The sequence below is a fragment of the Streptomyces sp. NPDC004284 genome (genome assembly GCF_042874035.1).
In the GTDB taxonomy this organism is placed as follows: domain Bacteria; phylum Actinomycetota; class Actinomycetes; order Streptomycetales; family Streptomycetaceae; genus Streptomyces.
In genome coordinates this window covers 437,206-451,247 of record NZ_JBIAMJ010000003.1, presented here as the reverse complement: position 1 = coordinate 451,247, position 14,042 = coordinate 437,206, and the positions used below count along the sequence as shown (strand labels likewise).

Below are 14,042 nucleotides of genomic sequence, written 5' to 3'. Positions count from 1 at the left end.
CGGCACCGGCACCGGCACCGGAGGCACGGCTGCCGAAAACAGGTCCTCGCCCCGCCGTCGTACGGCATCGTCGGGCACGGCGGGGGCCCGGCCCACCCGGGCGCGCCGCAGGGCCCGCCCGGGAGGCGAGCCGCGCCCTCCGGGGCGCCCGCGCCCCTCCGAACCGGGTGCCCTTCCGGGCCCGCTCGTCGGGGCACCCGTCGTGCCCGGGGTCCTGGGGGTGGTCGATGCGATGGGTGTACGAAGAGTCATGTCCGTGACGGTAGAGATCACGGAAGGCCCGTGCGGAGCTCAGCCGTCTTCCGGGGACAGGTGCTCCGCTGTGGAAAACTCGCTCACCCTTGTGGGGGACAGAAGAGGGACGGAGGGGCTCAGCGCGGCGAGACGACGACCGCCAGGAGGCCGGGGCCCGTGTGGGCGCCGATGACCGCGCCCACCTCGCTGACCTGGAGTTCCTCGATTCCCGGTACGCGTTCCCCGAGCCGGTCCGCGAGCGCGGCGGCCCGCTCCGGTGCGGAGAGGTGGTGGACGGCGATGTCGACGGGGCCGGAGCCGGCCCGTTCCACGGCGATCTCCTCCAGGCGCGCGATGGCCTTCGAGGCGGTGCGCACCTTCTCCCGCAGTTCGATCCGCCCGCCGTCGAGTTCGAGGAGCGGTTTCACGGCGAGCGCGGAACCGAGGAGTGCCTGCGCGGCCCCGATGCGGCCGCCCCTGCGCAGATAGTCCAGGGTGTCGACGTAGAAGTAGGCGGAGGTGCCGGCGGCGCGCTTCTCGGCCGCCGCGACCGCCTCGTCCAGGGAACCGCCGGCCTCCGCGACCTCCGCCGCCGCGAGGGCGCAGAAGCCCAGCGCCATGCCCATCATGCGGGTGTCCACCACTCGTACGGGCAGGGGGGCGTCCTTCGCCGCGAGCACGGCGGCGTCGTAGGTCCCGGAGACCTCGGCGGACAGATGGAGCGAGACGACGCCCTGGGCGCCCGCAGCGGCGGCCTCACGGTAGGCCTCGGCGAAGACCTCGGGGCTCGGTCGCGAGGTGGTGACGGGCCGGCGCTTCTGCAGGGCCTCGGCAAGGGCCTTCGCCGAGATCTCCGTGCCCTCCTCAAGGGCGCGGTCGCCGATGACGACGGTCAGCGGGACCGTGGTGATCGCGTGCCGCTCCCTCGTCTGGCGTGGCAGGTAGGCCGTGGAATCGGTGAGGATCGCGACATGCCGGGACATGAGCGGGAGGTTACCCGCCGAGGCTGCCGCACGGCAGCCCGGCCCCCCACCGGACACCTGTCCGTGCCCCGTCACGGTTTCGCACGGGCCGATCCGTCAGGTGGTGGTCTCCGGCCGGGCCGACTTCTCCCAGGGGTGGGCGGTCCGCCGGGGGTCGGGCGCCGCGATCGCGGAAGGCTCTCCGCCGGCCCTCGGACCGGCCCGCCCCGCGGACCCGGTGGGCCGTCCCCGTCCGTCGACCGGCGCCGCGTCCGGCGCCCCGGCCCCCGTCCCGGCCGTGCGGGCCGTCCTCGGTGTGCTCTCCGGGCCTGCCCAGTGGCGCAGGGCGCCCGCCTCGACGTCGATCTGCGCGCTGAGCACCGACAGGTCGTCCTCCGCGAACTTCAGCGCCCGGTCCCGGGCGGCGTGCCGCAGCGCGTCGGCCGAGCCCGTGATCCGCTCGGTGCGGGCGGCGAGTTCGTGCAGCTGGCCGGTCACCCAGGCCCGGTCGGGCTCCCGCTCCAGGCGCTTGAGGTCCGCGTCCAGTTCGAGCCCGTGGGCGCTGAGCCGGTGGAACAGGTCGAGCGACTCCTTCAGCGAGGCGTCCTCGCCGACGCCCGCCTGGAGCGCCTCCTGTGTGGCGCGCATCGAGGTGCGCAGCGAGAGCCGCAGCCGGGCGATCTCGCCGGCGACTCCGGCCTGGCCGAGGCTCTTGGCCCGCAGCGTGGTGTCCTCGACCGTGCGCCGGGCCTGGTCGAGGGTGCGGTCCACGCCTCGCTTGGCGGCCTTCGCGACCTTCACGGTGACGAACACCCCGAGCGCCACGAAGGACAAGAAGAGCAGCGCCATGATCGTGATAATCGTGGCTTCCATGTGCGCCCCTCCGCGTCCGTCGGATCCCCACGGCTGTGGTTCCTCCACGGTAAACGGAAAGGGCAGGCCAGGGGTTCCATCGGAACCCCCAACCTGCCCGTAGGGGAAACCCCTATGTGCCGTCGGCCGGTGGCCGTGCGCCGTCAGCCGGCGACGATGTTGACCAGCTTCGGCGCGCGCACGATGACCTTGCGGATCTGCGCGTCACCCAGCGCCGCGACCACGTGCGGGTCGGCCAGCGCCAGCGTCTCCAGCTCCGCGTCGGTGATCGACGGCGGGACCTCCAGGCGGGCCCTGACCTTGCCCTTGATCTGCACGACGCAGGTCACGGTCTCGTCGACGACGTACGCCGGGTCGGCGACCGGGAAGTCCTGGTGGACGACCGAGTCGGTGTGGCCCAGCCTGCGCCACAGCTCCTCGGCGATGTGCGGGGCCAGTGGGGCGACCAGCAGCACCAGCTGCTCGGCGACCGTCCGGGAGATCGCGCCACCGGACTTGGTCAGGTGGTTGTTCAGCTCGGTGATCTTGGCGATGGCGGTGTTGAAGCGCATCGCGGTCATGTCCTGCGCGACACCGTCGATCGCCTTGTGCAGGGCACGCAGCGTGTCCTCGTCGGGCGCGGTGTCGACGACCGTGACCTCGCCGGTCGCCTCGTCGACGATGTTGCGCCACAGCCGCTGGAGCAGTCGGTACTGGCCGACCACCGCGCGCGTGTCCCAGGGGCGGGACACGTCCAGCGGGCCCATCGCCATCTCGTAGAGGCGCAGGGTGTCGGCGCCGTACTCGGAGCAGATCTCGTCCGGCGTGACCGCGTTCTTCAGGGACTTGCCCATCTTGCCCAGGACGCGGCTGACCTTCTCGCCCTGGTAGTAGAACGCGCCGTCCCGCTCCTCGACCTCGGCGGCCGGCACGGCGATCCCGCGCGCGTCCCGGTAGACGAAGGCCTGGATCATGCCCTGGTTGTACAGCTTGTGGAAGGGCTCGGCCGAGGAGATGTGGCCCAGGTCGAACAGCATCTTGGACCAGAAGCGCGCGTACAGCAGGTGCAGCACGGCGTGCTCGGCGCCACCGACGTACAGGTCGACGCCACCGGTCGGCATGCCCTCACGGGGGCCCATCCAGTACTGCTCGACGGCGGGGTCGACCAGCTTCTCGGCGTTGTGCGGGTCCAGGTAGCGCAGCTCGTACCAGCAGGAGCCGGCCCAGTTGGGCATGGTGTTGGTCTCGCGCCGGTAGCGGCGCGGACCGCGGCCGTCGCCCAGGTCCAGGGTGACGTTGACCCAGTCCTCGTTGCGGGACAGCGGGGTCTCCGGCTGGGTGTCCGCGTCGTCGGGGTCGAAGGTGCGCGGCGAGTAGTCCTCGACCTCCGGCAGCTCCAGGGGCAGCATCGACTCGGGCAGCGAGTGGGCGACGCCGTCCTCGTCGTAGACGATCGGGAAGGGCTCGCCCCAGTACCGCTGGCGGCTGAACAGCCAGTCGCGCAGGCGGAAGTTGACGGTGCCCTCGCCGATGCCGCGGTCGGCCAGCCAGGCGGTGATCTTCGCCTTGGCGTCGACGACGCCCAGGCCGTCCAGGGAGATCTCGTCGCTGGCGGAGTTGACCAGCTTCGCCTCGTACGAGGAGAAGGCGTCGTCCCAGGTCGACGGGTCGGTGCCGCGGTCGTCGCTCGGCTCGACGACGCAGCGCATCGGCAGCTCGAAGGCGCGCGCGAAGGCGAAGTCGCGGCTGTCGTGCGCCGGGACGGCCATGATCGCGCCGGTGCCGTAGCCCATGAGGACGTAGTCGGCGATGAAGACGGGGACCCGGGCGCCGCTGACCGGGTTGGTCGCGTACGCGCCGGTGAAGACGCCGGTCTTGTCCTTGGCCTCGGCCTGGCGCTCGACGTCGGACTTGGAGGCGGCCTGCTTGCGGTAGGCGTCGACGGCCTCGGAGGGGGTGGCGTGGCCGCCGGTCCACACCTCGTGGGTGCCCTCGGGCCAGGCGGCCGGGACGATCTTCTCGACCAGGTCGTGCTCGGGCGCCAGGACCATGTAGGTGGCGCCGAACAGGGTGTCCTGGCGGGTGGTGAAGACGGTGATGGCGCCGGTGTCGCCGACCTGGAAGTCGACGCGGGCGCCCTCGGAGCGGCCGATCCAGTTCCGCTGCTGCAGCTTGATGGCCTCGGGCCAGTCCAGCGCGTCCAGGTCGTCCAGCAGGCGGTCCGCGTAGGCGGTGATCCGCATGTTCCACTGGCGCAGCTTGGCCTTGAAGACGGGGAAGTTGCCGCGCTCGGAGCGGCCGTCGGCGGTGACCTCCTCGTTGGCCAGGACGGTGCCCAGGCCGGGGCACCAGTTCACGGGCGCGTCGGAGGCGTACGCCAGGCGGTACTCGCCCAGGACGTCGGAGCGCTCGGCGGCGCTCAGCTCGCTCCACGCGCGCGTGCCGGGGACCTCACGCGTGCCGTTCTCGAACTGCTCGATCAGCTCGGCGATCGGCCGGGCCTTCTTGGCCTCGTCGTCGTACCAGGAGTTGAAGATCTGCAGGAAGATCCACTGGGTCCACTTGTAGTACTCCGGGTCGATCGTGGCGAACGACCGGCGCTTGTCGTGGCCCAGGCCCAGCCGGCGCAGCTGGACCTTCATGTTCTCCATGTTGGCCTCGGTGGACACACGCGGGTGCGTGCCCGTCTGCACGGCGTACTGCTCGGCCGGCAGGCCGAAGGCGTCGAAGCCCAGGGTGTGCAGCACGTTGTGGCCGGTCATGCGCGCGTGGCGGGCGAAGACGTCCGTGGCGATGTAGCCCAGCGGGTGGCCGACGTGCAGGCCCGCACCCGAGGGGTACGGGAACATGTCCATGATGAACTTCTTGGGCAGGGCGGCGACCGCGGGGTCGCCCGCCAGGTCACCGGTGGGGTTCGGCGCCTCGTAGGTTCCCTCGGCGTCCCAGAAGTCCTGCCAGCGTGCCTCGATGTCGGCGGCCATGGCCGCCGTATAGCGATGAGGGGCCGCCGTCTCGGCGGCCGTAGTGATCTCGGTCATGGTCCTTGATGCTCCATCGATCGTCTCTGCCCACTGCCACGAACTGCCCGAAATGAAAAATCCCCTCGCACAGGAGGGGATGCCGCGCCGACTCCGACGGGATGTCTGTCGCCCGTCGGGACTGGTCAGCGCGGCTCGGTAAGCAGGAGGCGTACGGCACGCATGGCGCCAGGGTACCGCAGGGCCCGAGCGGGCCGCACCGGCGTTCCACGGACCGAAAGAGGGGGCGTGACACGAAGAAGCGGGCCACCCTGGTCAGGGTGGCCCGCTTCTCTTCTGTGGAGCTAAGGAGAATTGAACTCCTGACCTCCTGCATGCCATGCAGGCGCTCTACCAACTGAGCTATAGCCCCGCGTGCGGGAATATTCAGATTTCCGCAGAATCGGCGCAAGCCATCCGATCCGGATGGCTTACTTCCGTTCTGTGGAGCTAAGGAGAATTGAACTCCTGACCTCCTGCATGCCATGCAGGCGCTCTACCAACTGAGCTATAGCCCCTTGAGGTGCCGTCCCCGCTTCATTCTCTCTCGCGGCGACGGACAGAACAGTAACGGCCCGCCCGGCAGATCTCCAAATCGATTCTCGGGCCGCCCCTGACCTGCCGGGTAGGGTCGCCGACTGTGTCCGTCTCCGTGCTCTCCAAAACCCGCGCCCGGCCGTGGCCCCTGGCCACCGCCGCGGCGGTCTGTCTGCTCTCGTTCGCGGCCTTCTGGGTGGCGCAACGCCTCGCCCACGTGAACATGCTCGACGTGATGGTCTACCGGGCCGAGGGCGAGACGGTCCGGGCCGGCGGCGACCTGTACGCGATGCGGGCGACCTCGGCGAACCTCGGCATGACCTACCCGCCCTTCGCGGCCCTGCTGTTCGTCCCGCTGACCCTGGTGGGCGTCCCGCTGATGCGGACGCTCACCACGGCCGGGAACCTGCTCCTGGTGGTCGCCCTGGTGCAGCTCTCGCTCCAGCTGATCCGCCCCTCGCTGTCCCGTACGGACCTGTGGCGCACGACGCTGTGGGTCGCCGCCGTCGTGGTCTGGTGCGAGCCGGTGTGGACGACACTGCGGTACGGCCAGATCAACCTGCTCATAGCCGTGGCGGTGCTCTGGGACCTCACCCGCCGCGAGGGCAGCCGCTGGGCAGGCCTCGGCATCGGCCTGGCGACCGCGGTGAAGCTCACACCGGGGCTCTTCGTGGTCCTGCTGCTCGCCGCGGGCCTGCTGCTGTGGCGCCGGGACCGGGGCATGAACCAGTGGCTGCGCACGGCGCTGACCGCGACCGGGGTGTTCCTCGGGACGACGCTGGCCGTGGCGCTCGCCCTGCCCGCGGACTCGAAGCGGTTCTGGACGGAGACCCTGTTCGAGACCGGCCGGGTCGGCTTCGCCGAGGAGACCGCCAACCAGTCGATCCGCGGGGTCCTGGCCCGGCTGATGCACACGGACGACCCGGGCATGTGGTGGGCGGTGACCGCGGCCGTCCTGGGCGGCGCGGCGATGGTGCTCGCGGTACGGGCGGCGGTGCGCGGCGACAAGGCGGTGGCCGTGGTCGTCTGCGCGTTCACGGCGCTGATGATCAGCCCGATCTCCTGGTCCCACCACTGGGTCTGGTGCGTGACCCTGCTGATCCTGCTCGCGGACCGCGCCACGCGCGCGTGGCCGGTGACGGGAGCGGTGGCGCTGGTCTTCGCCTCGTTCGCGCTGTGGTGGGTCCCGCACGACCCGGGCCGCCCCGAACTGAACCAGAACGCGGGGCAGATGCTGCTGTCGGCGGTCTATCCGCTGACGGCGACGGCACTGTTCGTCGGGTACGCGCTGACCTTGCGGCGTCAGGCCGTGGCGAAGGAGTAGAACCGCTTGAGGGTGCAGTGCTCGTCGAGGAGCCGGCCGTAGATCGGCTCACCCTCCAGCTCGCGGTAGGTCTCGATCGGGTCGCCTTTTATGATCAGCGCCCGCGCGCACTCCTCGCACCAGTACTGGAACCCGGTGTTGACGGGGTCCATGTCGCGCACGATGGGCGTCCCGCTGCCGCACCAGTCGCATTTCCGCCTGTGTGCACCCATGAATCAGCTCCAGCTGTGGCCGCAGGCCGTGCACCCATAGGACACCCTGCCGTTGTCGCCGAGCACTTGGGTCACCCTCCCGTCCGGATCCTCGTCCCCCTCCGGCCGTCCGATTCTGCCATGGCCCCGCAAGAGGGTCAGCGCGATCGTCGCGGCAGTCCCGCCACGGCGCCCACGAGGGAGGCGGCGCCCAGGGCCAGGGCGGTCACCCACAGGGCGTCGGCGGAGTCCTGGGCTCCGGAACCCGCGTACCGGCCGAGGAAGAGGGTGCCGAACGTGGCGACGCCGACGAGCTGGCCGAGCTGTGTGACGGTCGCGAGCAATCCACTGGCGTCGGCCGCGTCCTCGGGACGCACCGTGGCCAATGCCCCGGTCAGGGCCGGGCTGAAGGCCAGCGAGATCCCCGCGCCGAAGGCTCCCAGGGCCGGGTAGAGCCCCCAGCCGCCGGTGCCGCCGTCCCCGAGCAGCCCGCCGAGGGCGAGGACCGCCGCGGCCGCGAGCAGGAATCCGGCCGGGACCAGCGTGCGGTGCAGCCGGGCCGGCCAGCGCCGCCAGGTCAGCCCGACGGCCCCGAAGACGACGGCGGCGGGCCCGAACGTGAGTCCGGCGCGCAGGGCGCTGTGGCCGAGCCCGCCCTGGAGATGCAGGGTGAGGGTGAACAGGAGGCCGGCGTTGACGCCCATCGCCACGGAGATCCACAGGACGGCCCGGCCCATCCCGGGGACGCGCAGCACGCGCGGGGCGATCAGCGGGGCGCCGCCGCGCCGGGCGAGCCGGGACTCGTACGCGCCGAAGACGACGGCGAGCACCAACGAGCCGCCGAGGGAGAGCCAGGACCACAGCGGCCAGTCCTGCTCCTGACCGAGGACCAGGGGGACGGTCAGCAGGGACACGGCGGCGGCGAGGAGCAGCAGCCCCGGCAGGTCGAGAGCACGCGCGCGCGTGGACCCGGCGTGGGCACCACGGGGCAGCACCCGGGCGCCGAGGGCGAGCAGGGCGATCCCCACGGGGACGTTGACCAGGAAGACGGGCCGCCAGCCGGTGCCGAAGAGGTCGGCGCTCACCAGGACGCCGCCGACGACCTGCCCGGCGGCCGCGCCGGTGGCCAGGACCGCGGAGTAGGCGCTGAGGGCGCGGACCCGGTGTTCGCCCGTGAAGTTGCGCTGGATGAGGCTGAGCACCTGAGGGATCATCAGCGCCGAGCCCGCGCCCTGCACCATCCGGAAGGCGATCAACTGGCCGGCTCCCGCGGCGAGTCCGCAGGCGAGGGAGGCCGCGGTGAACAGGGCGAGGCCGCCGAGGTAGGCCCGGCGGTGGCCGAGCAGATCGCCGAGGCGGGCTCCGGTGATCAGCAACACCGCGTAGGCGATGGTGTATCCGGCGATGACGAGCTGCAGCGCGCCTCCGGACGCGGAGAGTCCGGTCCGGATGGCGGGGGCGGCGACATTGACGATGAAGACGTCGAGGAGTGCCATGAACTGGGCGGCGAGGACCACGCCGAGCAGCAGTCCGGGGCGGTTGTCGGTGGCACCGTCTTTACTGAGTACGGGACGTGTTGCGGTCGAGGTCATGCGACGAGCGTGACCGCGATCGGATACGGGTGATGAGAGCCCGCCGATGCTGGTACCGACAGCACCTGGCAGCGGCGGCACGGGGACTCGACCATGGGGGCGTGACGATCGTGGCAGCACTACCGACGCAGCGTCGGCGACGACCGGAGCTGGCCGCGTTCCTGCGCAGCCGCCGGGCCAGGGTGACCCCGGAGGACGTGGGCATGCCGCCGGGGCTCCGCCGGCGCACGCCGGGGCTGCGCCGCGAGGAGGTCGCCCAGCTCTCCGGTGTCGGCGTCACCTGGTACACCTGGCTGGAGCAGGGCCGGCCGATCAACGCCTCCGCGCAGGTCCTCGACGCGGTGGCCCGCACCCTCCGGCTCGACCGGCCGGAGCGCGAGCACCTCTACCACCTGGCCGAAGTGCCGTACGCCCCCGACCGGTCCGCCGCGGACGTCCCGGAGGTCAGCCAGGAGATCCAGGGGATCCTCGACGCCCTGGACCCGCTCCCGGCGGTGCTCTACAACGCGCGGTACGACGTGCTGGCGACCAACGTCCTGTACGAGCGGCTCCTGATGCAGGACGGACCGGGCCTGGACACCGGCCCGTTCGGCATACGCAACGTGCTGTGGGCGCTCTTCAGCGTGCCGGGGTCCAAGTGCCCCGTGGTCGACCGGAAGCGGGAGCTGCCGCTGATGGTGGCCCAGCTGCGGGGCGCGTACGGCCGCCATGTGGGCGAGCCCGGCTGGGAGGAGTTCGTACGGCGTCTCGCGGAGGCCAGCCCGGAGTTCGCCCGGCTCTGGCGCAGCGGTGACGTGGTGCCCCCGGGGACGCGGGTGAAGACCTTCCGGCACGAGCTGGTGGGCGAGATCCGGCTGACCTCGGTCTCCCTCTCGGTCAACGGGATGCCGGAGTGCCGGATCGTGACGTACACGCCGTGCGACGAGGAGAGCCGCGACAGGATAGAGGCCCTGCGCGGGGAGACAAGGTGAGGGAACGACGAATCCCGCCCCCTGATGGGGACGGGATCCGGTGACTGTGGAGCTAAGGAGAATTGAACTCCTGACCTCCTGCATGCCATGCAGGCGCTCTACCAACTGAGCTATAGCCCCTCGTGTTCTTCGCGCTCCGCGCTGCGAACAAGAAGAACTTTAGCCTGTGACCTGCCGGAAAGTGAAATCCGGGTCCGGCAGGCCGGTCGTGGGGCTCAGTCGTCGTCGCCGAGGACCGGCTCGGGCAGCGTCCCGGCGTTGTGCTCGAGGAGGCGCCAGCCGCGGGCGCCCTCGCCGAGCACCGACCAGCAGCAGTTGGAGAGCCCGCCCAGGCTCTCCCAGTGCCGGGCCTCCAGGCCCAGGAGCCGGCCGATGGTGGTGCGGATGGTGCCGCCGTGGCTGACCACGACGAGCGTGCCGTCCTCGGGAAGCTTGTCGGCGTGCTCCAGGACCACCGGGGCGGCCCGGTCGGCCACCTCGGTCTCGAGCTCGCCGCCGCCCCGGCGCACGGGCTCGCCGCGCTTCCAGGCGGCGTACTGCTCGCCGTACCGCGCGACGATCTCGTCGTGGGTCAGGCCCTGCCACTCCCCCGCGTACGTCTCGCGCAGGGCGGAGTCGTGGGCGACGGCGTGGCCGGTGAGAGCGGAGAGCTCGGCGGCGGTGGCCGCCGCCCGCTTCAGGTCGGAGGCCACGATGGCGTCCGGCTTGAGCGCGGCGAGCAGCCGTGCGGCCCGGCGGGCCTGGGCGACACCGGTCTCCGTCAGCTCGATGTCGGTCGAGCCCTGGAAGCGGCGCTCCAGGTTCCAGGAGGTCTGTCCGTGGCGCCAGAGGACGATCCGGCGGCCGCTGCCGCCCTTGGTGGTGCTCAGCTCAGCTCACCGTCCGGTCCCTCGGGAAGGCCGGAGCCGGCCTCGATGTCGGCGCCGGTCAGCGCGGCGTGCTCGGCGGCCTTGCCGCGGGTCTTCAGGGCGTCCTCGGGCAGGTCGAGCTCGGGGCAGTCCTTCCACAGCCGCTCCAGGGCGTAGAAGACCCGCTCCTCGCTGTGCTGGACGTGGATGACGATGTCGACGTAGTCCAGGAGGATCCAGCGCGCGTCGCGGTCGCCCTCACGGCGGACCGGCTTGGCGCCGAGCTCCTTCTGCAGCCGCTCCTCGATCTCGTCGACGATCGACTTGACCTGGCGGTCGTTGGGCGCGGAGGCGAGCAGGAAGGCGTCGGTGATCGACAGCACGTCGCTGACGTCGTACGCGATGATGTCGTGCGCGAGCCGGTCGGCTGCCGCCTGGGCGGCGGTCTTGACGAGCTCGATGGAACGGTCCGTGGCGGTCACAAGCAGGCTTTCGTCGGCGGTCCAGTACCCCTCCAGGGTCTCACGGACCGCCGACGGCCCTGTCGGCGTTTTCCCGGGCGCCCCTTACCGGGGCGTCCGGGCCTTGTAGTCCTGGCCCAGGATCACGGTGACCGCGATGATTCCCGAGGGCTTGCCCTTCGCGACCGAGCCGGCGGGCAGCCCCAGCGTCTTGGCCACCTCGGTGGCCGTCGCCTTCTGGGTGTCGTCGCCGTACAGGACCTGCGATTCCGCCCGGGTCTCCGCGTCGGCACCGCCCACGAAGGAGAAGCCGCCGTTGACCAGGGCGACCCGCGCCGCCTCGGTCGCCTTCTTGCCTGAACCGTCCCGCACCGAGACCCGGGGCACCTCGCCCGCCTCGGGGGCGGTGACCTTGCCGCCCAGGATGTCCTTCACCACACTGCCGCTCGCGCCCTCGGTCAGCGCGCCGTCCTGCCCCACCGGGAGCAGGGCCGTCTTGTAGTCGCCGATCTTGGCGTGCTCGGCGAGCTTGGCCAGGGAGGCGCCGAGGTCCTTCTCCGGGAGCGAGGGGTCGAGGATCTGCTGGAGGGTCTCGATGGTGAGCGTGGCCGCCTCGGGGTCGCTGGAGATCTTGCGCAGCACCCCGTACATGACCTGGCCGAAGCGCTGGAGCTGCTTGGCCTCGGCCTCGCCGGGCGCCCGGTAGGTGGCGTAGGCGACGGCGGCGCGGCCGTTCAGCGTCTGCTTCTCGCCCTGCCTGACCAGCGGGTCGGCGCCCTTCTTGGTGTCGGGCACCGTCGCGTCGGTGTCGATCTCGATGCCGCTGACGGACTCGACGAGGTTCTCCAGGTACGGGGTGTCCAGCCGCCAGGTGCCGGTGATCTTCGCGCCGAGCAGGTTGCCGATCGCCTCCCGGGTGCCGCTGGAGCCGTCGTCCTCGACGGACTTCCCCAGGGTGGTCGCGGAGCCCTCGGCGTCGGCGACGACGACGGAGTTGGGGAGGAGGACCGTGGTGCCCTGGCGGGTGGTCGTGTTGTCCACGAGCAGGGCGGTGGAGGTGGTGCCGTTCTTGAGGTCGTGGAGGTGGACGACGATCGTGTCGCGCTGCTGCGGGCCGGTCGCCGTGTTCCCGCCCTTCTGCTCCGGGTCGGACGAGCCGGGGAGCAGGCCCGCGGACCAGAGGTAGCCGACGCCGCCGGCGACGGCGAGCACGAGGACGACGACGAGCGCGACGACCCGGTTGCGGCCGCGCCGCCTGGCCTCCTCGCGCCGCTCCGAGCGGCTCTCGGTGAACTTGAGCCAGTCGATGACGTCCTCGGAGTCCTCGTCGGGCTCCTCGATGAACGAGAACTGCTCGGTGCGGTACGCACGGTCGTCCTCGTCCGGCCGGGGCGTGGCGGACCGCTCGGACGCGGGGCGCTGGCCGGGCACTCCGGCCGGCGCCGCGACCGGGGAGGCCGGCGCCGCGGGGGCCGCCGGCGCGGCCTGGACGGGCGCCTGGACGGGGGCAGGGGCGGGCTCGGCCTGGGCGGCCCACTGCTGTCCGGTGTCGTAGGACGGGTAGGCGGCGTAGCCCTGCTGCCCGTACGGGTCGTACTGGTCGTACTGCGGGGGCTGGACCGGCTCCTGGGCCTGCGGCTGCTGGGCGTACGGGTCGTAGTCGTAGGCCTGCTGCGGCTGCTGCGCGTCGTAGGGCGCGGCGTAAGCCGTTCCGGTGGAGCCGGTGCTTGCACCGGAGTACGGGTCGTAGTGCTGCGCGGGCTGCTGCTGCGCCTGCGGCTGCTGGTACACCGGCTGCCCGTACGCGTCGTAGCCGATGATCTGCGGCTGCGGATAGTACGGGTCGTACGGGTGCTGCTGATCGGTCACCGGTGCCCCTCCCCGAAGGTCACTCGCCGCGGTACAGCTGGCGCTTGTCGATGTAGCGCACCACGCCGTCCGGGACCAGATACCAGACGGGATCGCCCTGCGCGACCCTCGCCCTGCAGTCGGTGGAGGAGATGGCGAGCGCGGGCACCTCGACGAGCGAGACCCCGCCCTTGGGCAGTCCGTCGTCGGTGAGGTCGTGGCCCGGTCGGGTGACGCCGATGAAGTGGGCGAGCGAGAAGAGCTCCTCGGCGTCGCGCCAGGTGAGGATCTGCGACAGCGCGTCGGCCCCGGTGATGAAGAACAGGTCCGAGTCGCTGTTGAGAGACCGCAGGTCCCGCAGGGTGTCGATGGTGTAGGTCGCGCCGCCGCGGTCGATGTCGATCCGGCTCACGGAGAACTGCGGGTTGGACGCCGTGGCGATGACCGTCATCAGATAGCGGTCCTCGGGCGACGAGACGGCCTTGTGGCTCTTCTGCCACGGCTCCCCGGTCGGTACGAACACCACCTCGTCCAGGTGGAACAGGGCGGCGACCTCGCTGGCCGCCACCAGGTGTCCGTGGTGGATCGGGTCGAAGGTTCCGCCCATCACGCCGAGTCGGCGCTTCCCGCGCCCGCCAGTAGGCACTTCCTGCTCTCCCATGCGTGCAGAGCCTACTGGCACGGCGGCGGACGCCTGATCAGCGGTCTCCGGTTCAGCGGTCGCGGTTGAAGCGGGTGGTGATCCACAGCAGCAGGAGCAGGGTGCCGAAGGCACCGAAGCCGGTCAGGTAGGGGTTGAGGCTTTCGTGGTTGCCGCCGTGCTCGGCACCCTCGGCGAGGGTGACCAGGTGGACGGCGGTGCTGTGGAGGCTCATCTTCGACAGACCTATCGATCGGGGATGGGAGCGGAGACTTCGCGCACATCGTATGCGGGCGGTCGCGGCGCGCTCACGCCGACTCAGGCGTTGGCGTCGCGGCCCTTGTCGGTGTCCGTGCCGCCGGCGGCCGTCTCGTCGCCGGCCGTGTCGCCGCCGCGGTACCCGCGCAGCAGGAACCAGGCGAGCAGGGCCCCGCCCACCATCGAGACGAGCAGCAGGATCCGGAGCGTGTCGCCCGGCCCCTGCTGTGCGGTGGCCGCGAGCAGCGCGGCTGCGGCGTCGGCGGTGTCCGGCATGTCGGTCGTGCCCTTCGGTCGTCCTCGGCGC

Annotated in this window: 13 protein-coding genes and 3 tRNA genes; 2 read left to right on the top strand and 14 right to left on the bottom strand. The window is 71.6% G+C overall.

Features of this window, described 5'->3' with window-relative positions:
* Positions 1-371: 371 nt before the first annotated feature.
* From ACFYUS_RS11605 to ACFYUS_RS11585, 5 genes are all read right to left on the bottom strand, one after another.
* Positions 372-1,217 (bottom strand): DegV family protein, encoded by an 846-nt coding sequence (locus ACFYUS_RS11605; RefSeq protein WP_388848765.1) that lies wholly within the window; start codon positions 1,215-1,217, stop codon positions 372-374.
* A gap of 96 nt (positions 1,218-1,313) precedes the next feature.
* The gene (locus ACFYUS_RS11600) at positions 1,314-2,069 is read right to left on the bottom strand and encodes a hypothetical protein (RefSeq protein WP_388848762.1); all 756 of its coding nucleotides are present in this window, start codon (positions 2,067-2,069) and stop codon (positions 1,314-1,316) included.
* Positions 2,070-2,212: 143 nt separating this feature from the next.
* Positions 2,213-5,086 (bottom strand): leucine--tRNA ligase, encoded by a 2,874-nt coding sequence (gene leuS, locus ACFYUS_RS11595; protein ID WP_388848758.1) that lies wholly within the window; start codon positions 5,084-5,086, stop codon positions 2,213-2,215.
* A gap of 279 nt (positions 5,087-5,365) precedes the next feature.
* Positions 5,366-5,438 (bottom strand) — tRNA-Ala (locus ACFYUS_RS11590).
* 72 nt (positions 5,439-5,510) lie between these two features.
* Positions 5,511-5,583 (bottom strand) — tRNA-Ala (locus ACFYUS_RS11585).
* A gap of 122 nt (positions 5,584-5,705) precedes the next feature.
* On the opposite strand from ACFYUS_RS11585, the gene ACFYUS_RS11580 reads away from it, so the two are divergent.
* Positions 5,706-6,926: a glycosyltransferase 87 family protein gene (locus tag ACFYUS_RS11580; RefSeq protein WP_388848755.1), complete on the top strand. Its 1,221-nt coding sequence runs from the start codon at positions 5,706-5,708 to the stop codon at positions 6,924-6,926.
* Here ACFYUS_RS11580 and ACFYUS_RS11575 read toward each other — a convergent pair.
* Positions 6,905-7,138: a hypothetical protein gene (locus ACFYUS_RS11575; RefSeq protein WP_017239283.1), complete on the bottom strand. Its 234-nt coding sequence runs from the start codon at positions 7,136-7,138 to the stop codon at positions 6,905-6,907. The genes ACFYUS_RS11580 and ACFYUS_RS11575 overlap by 22 nt on opposite strands.
* A gap of 137 nt (positions 7,139-7,275) precedes the next feature.
* A complete protein-coding gene (locus tag ACFYUS_RS11570) occupies positions 7,276-8,709 on the bottom strand; it encodes an MFS transporter (protein WP_388848752.1) in 1,434 nt (477 codons plus the stop codon).
* 101 nt (positions 8,710-8,810) lie between these two features.
* On the opposite strand from ACFYUS_RS11570, the gene ACFYUS_RS11565 reads away from it, so the two are divergent.
* Positions 8,811-9,680: a helix-turn-helix transcriptional regulator gene (locus ACFYUS_RS11565; RefSeq protein WP_388848748.1), complete on the top strand. Its 870-nt coding sequence runs from the start codon at positions 8,811-8,813 to the stop codon at positions 9,678-9,680.
* Positions 9,681-9,727: 47 nt separating this feature from the next.
* Here ACFYUS_RS11565 and ACFYUS_RS11560 read toward each other — a convergent pair.
* The 7 genes from ACFYUS_RS11560 to ACFYUS_RS11530 all read right to left on the bottom strand — a co-directional run bounded on the left by ACFYUS_RS11560 (position 9,728) and on the right by ACFYUS_RS11530 (position 14,011).
* Positions 9,728-9,800 (bottom strand) — tRNA-Ala (locus tag ACFYUS_RS11560).
* Between the two features lie 95 nt (positions 9,801-9,895).
* Positions 9,896-10,549 carry a histidine phosphatase family protein gene (locus tag ACFYUS_RS11555; RefSeq protein ID WP_388849180.1) on the bottom strand — a complete coding sequence of 218 codons (654 nt, stop codon included), beginning with the start codon at positions 10,547-10,549 and terminating at the stop codon, positions 9,896-9,898.
* Complete coding sequence (gene rsfS / locus ACFYUS_RS11550) at positions 10,546-11,010, bottom strand: ribosome silencing factor (RefSeq protein WP_388848745.1); 465 nt, start codon at positions 11,008-11,010, stop codon at positions 10,546-10,548. Before rsfS ends, ACFYUS_RS11555 begins: the two co-directional genes overlap by 4 nt.
* 84 nt (positions 11,011-11,094) lie before the next feature.
* On the bottom strand, positions 11,095-12,858 hold the full coding sequence (locus ACFYUS_RS11545) for an LCP family protein (RefSeq protein WP_388848742.1): 1,764 nt from the start codon (positions 12,856-12,858) through the stop codon (positions 11,095-11,097).
* 19 nt (positions 12,859-12,877) lie between these two features.
* Positions 12,878-13,498: a nicotinate-nucleotide adenylyltransferase gene (gene nadD / locus ACFYUS_RS11540; protein ID WP_388848739.1), complete on the bottom strand. Its 621-nt coding sequence runs from the start codon at positions 13,496-13,498 to the stop codon at positions 12,878-12,880.
* Between the two features lie 52 nt (positions 13,499-13,550).
* Positions 13,551-13,712, bottom strand: a complete 162-nt coding sequence (locus ACFYUS_RS11535; protein WP_388848736.1) for a hypothetical protein — start codon at positions 13,710-13,712, stop codon at positions 13,551-13,553.
* A gap of 83 nt (positions 13,713-13,795) precedes the next feature.
* On the bottom strand, positions 13,796-14,011 hold the full coding sequence (locus tag ACFYUS_RS11530) for a hypothetical protein (RefSeq protein WP_388849201.1): 216 nt from the start codon (positions 14,009-14,011) through the stop codon (positions 13,796-13,798).
* Positions 14,012-14,042 lie beyond the last annotated feature (31 nt).

What these genes read in the sequence shown, in the direction of transcription:
- ACFYUS_RS11605 (WP_388848765.1), bottom strand. Translation starts at nt 1,217, where the DNA reads ATGTCCCGGCATGTCGCGATCCTCACCGATTCCACGGCCTACCTGCCA.
- ACFYUS_RS11600 (WP_388848762.1), bottom strand. Translation starts at nt 2,069, where the DNA reads ATGGAAGCCACGATTATCACGATCATGGCGCTGCTCTTCTTGTCCTTC.
- leuS (WP_388848758.1), bottom strand. Translation starts at nt 5,086, where the DNA reads ATGACCGAGATCACTACGGCCGCCGAGACGGCGGCCCCTCATCGCTAT.
- ACFYUS_RS11575 (WP_017239283.1), bottom strand. Translation starts at nt 7,138, where the DNA reads ATGGGTGCACACAGGCGGAAATGCGACTGGTGCGGCAGCGGGACGCCC.
- ACFYUS_RS11570 (WP_388848752.1), bottom strand. Translation starts at nt 8,709, where the DNA reads ATGACCTCGACCGCAACACGTCCCGTACTCAGTAAAGACGGTGCCACC.
- nadD (WP_388848739.1), bottom strand. Translation starts at nt 13,498, where the DNA reads ATGGGAGAGCAGGAAGTGCCTACTGGCGGGCGCGGGAAGCGCCGACTC.
- ACFYUS_RS11535 (WP_388848736.1), bottom strand. Translation starts at nt 13,712, where the DNA reads ATGAGCCTCCACAGCACCGCCGTCCACCTGGTCACCCTCGCCGAGGGT.
- ACFYUS_RS11530 (WP_388849201.1), bottom strand. Translation starts at nt 14,011, where the DNA reads ATGCCGGACACCGCCGACGCCGCAGCCGCGCTGCTCGCGGCCACCGCA.